This is a genomic window from Terriglobus sp. YAF25 (assembly GCF_052113305.1).
GTDB lineage: Bacteria > Acidobacteriota > Terriglobia > Terriglobales > Acidobacteriaceae > Terriglobus.
Genome location: NZ_JBFRCY010000768.1, coordinates 1 through 2,101, shown reverse-complemented (window position 1 = coordinate 2,101; position 2,101 = coordinate 1). Strand labels below are relative to the sequence as shown.

Here is a 2,101-nt window from a genome sequence, read left to right as displayed (position 1 = left end):
CTATTCTCCCTGTTGCAGCCAGTAACGCGACTTGCAACTAGGGAATGTATAGAAGTCTGAAAAAACTGTGTCAAGAGAAAAGTGAAGAAAGTTGTAACGAAGTTTGCGACGACCCGAATGCGAACTCGTCTCAACACTCGATGACATTCAATGCAAGACCTGCGAGCGAGGTCTCTTTATAGCGCGATTGCATGTCGAGACCTGTCTGATACATCGTCTTGATCACCTGATCGAGCGATACTTTGTGGCCTTCTGTTTCATGCATGGCCATGCGTGAAGCATTCACTGCCTTTACGGCTCCCATCGCATTGCGTTCAATGCATGGGATCTGTACGAGGCCGCCGATTGGATCGCATGTCATGCCGAGGTTGTGCTCCATGGCGATCTCCGCTGCGTGTTCCACCTGGTCGTTGCTGCCTTGCAATGCGGCGACGAGTCCGCCTGCAGCCATGCTGCAGGCAACGCCCACCTCGCCCTGGCATCCCACTTCAGCTCCTGAGATGGAGGCGTTCTCCTTGTAGAGCACACCGATAGCGGCGGAGGTAAGGAAGTAGCGCAGAATACCTTCAACGTCTGCATCCGGAATGAAGTTCAGGTAGTAGTGCGCGACTGCAGGGATAATGCCCGCCGCTCCGTTTGTCGGTGCGGTGACCACACGCCCTCCCGCGGCATTCTCTTCATTGACCGCCATGGCATAGACGGTGGCCCAGTCCATCGGCGCCAGCGGATCTTTACTGCCCTCTGCGCGTAGACGTGCCGCGAGTCTCGGAGCGCGCCGGCGTACATTAAGACCGCCGGGAAGAATGCCTTCTGTCGTGATGCCTTTCTCCGTGCACTGCTGCATCACCTTCCAGATGGCGAGGATACGCTCCCGAACCACTGCCTCACTGCCGGCGAGTGCGACCTCGTTCGCCATGATGGCTTGTGCAATCGTCAGGCCATGTTGCGCGGTAATCTGCAGCAGTTCAGCCGCCGAGTGAAACGGATACGGTACGTTACGTGCGGTAACAGCACTTTGCCGTCCGAAGTCCTCGGCCTGCACTACAAAGCCGCCTCCGATCGAGAAGATCGTCTCCTGGTGCAGCGTATTGCCTTCCGCATCAAACGCCGTGAACCGCATACCATTCGGATGAGAGGGAACTGCAGGATCGGGATACATCTGGTTGCGGAGGAAGAGAAGCTCCACTCCTTCACGCAGTGTCACGGCATGATCCGCCGCCAGTTGGATGTGGCCATCCGTTTGCCAGGCAGTAAGGAGTTGCTCGATGGTCGTGGGTGTTACCTGATCTGGAGCTTCGCCCGACAGACCAAGCACAATCGCCTTATCGCTGCCGTGTCCGTGCCCGGTGAGCGCCAGGGAACCGAAGAGTTCCACGGAGACCCGGCTGGTCCGCGGAAGCAGGCCGGCTTGCCGCAGATGCTGCGTGAATTGCAGAGCAGCGCGCATCGGACCGACTGTGTGTGAGGAGGAGGGGCCGATGCCGATCTTGAAGAGTTCAAAGAGAGAAGTATTCACGGTCGTTCACTAGCCGGCCGTTGCAAAGCAGAAAGGCAGAGCTGCCGGCTCTGCCTTTCAGAGTACATGGATGAAACACCCTAGTGCTTTACTGTCTTGCTCTTATGCTTCGGAACAATCGGAGCGGAGGGGCGCACTGAGGTCAGGCGAATGGCTGCCGCCGCAGCCGTAATTCGTACCGCCGGTTTGCTGTCGAGAAACAGAGGGATGAGATTCTGCGCGAGATCCGGATCCCGGAAGTCGCCGAGCATACGCACCGCAGTCAGCCGTACTTCCTGGTCCTTATCTTCGAGCGCGTCCACCAACTCCTTGCGGACCTCCGGGGTCTTGTTCTGCGCGATCAGTTCAGCCGCAATGACGCGCGGACTGTCTCCGCCGGCCTTGTGCAGATAGTTGTACGCCGCGATGCCGATACCGAAGGGACCAAGGAAGAACGGAGCCGTCATCTTTGCGAGCTCAGTAGGGGAGTGCACATCTTTATTGGCCTGATGAATCGCTCCGCCAAGCACGCCCGCGTTTCCTTTACGGTCGCCTTCAACGACTGCGAAGAGAAGATCTTGTCCTGAGTGGTCTCCCATACTCCAC

Annotated in this window: 2 protein-coding genes; both read right to left on the bottom strand. The window is 57.6% G+C overall.

Annotated features, from left to right (window positions below; translation table 11 throughout):
* Nucleotides 1–130: 130 nt before the first annotated feature.
* Complete coding sequence (locus tag AB4043_RS23480; protein WP_442299119.1) at nucleotides 131–1,516, bottom strand: L-serine ammonia-lyase; 1,386 nt, start codon at nucleotides 1,514–1,516, stop codon at nucleotides 131–133.
* A gap of 80 nt (nucleotides 1,517–1,596) precedes the next feature.
* A partial coding sequence (locus AB4043_RS23475; protein ID WP_442308256.1) for a HEAT repeat domain-containing protein occupies nucleotides 1,597–2,101 on the bottom strand: 505 nt, incomplete at its 5' end.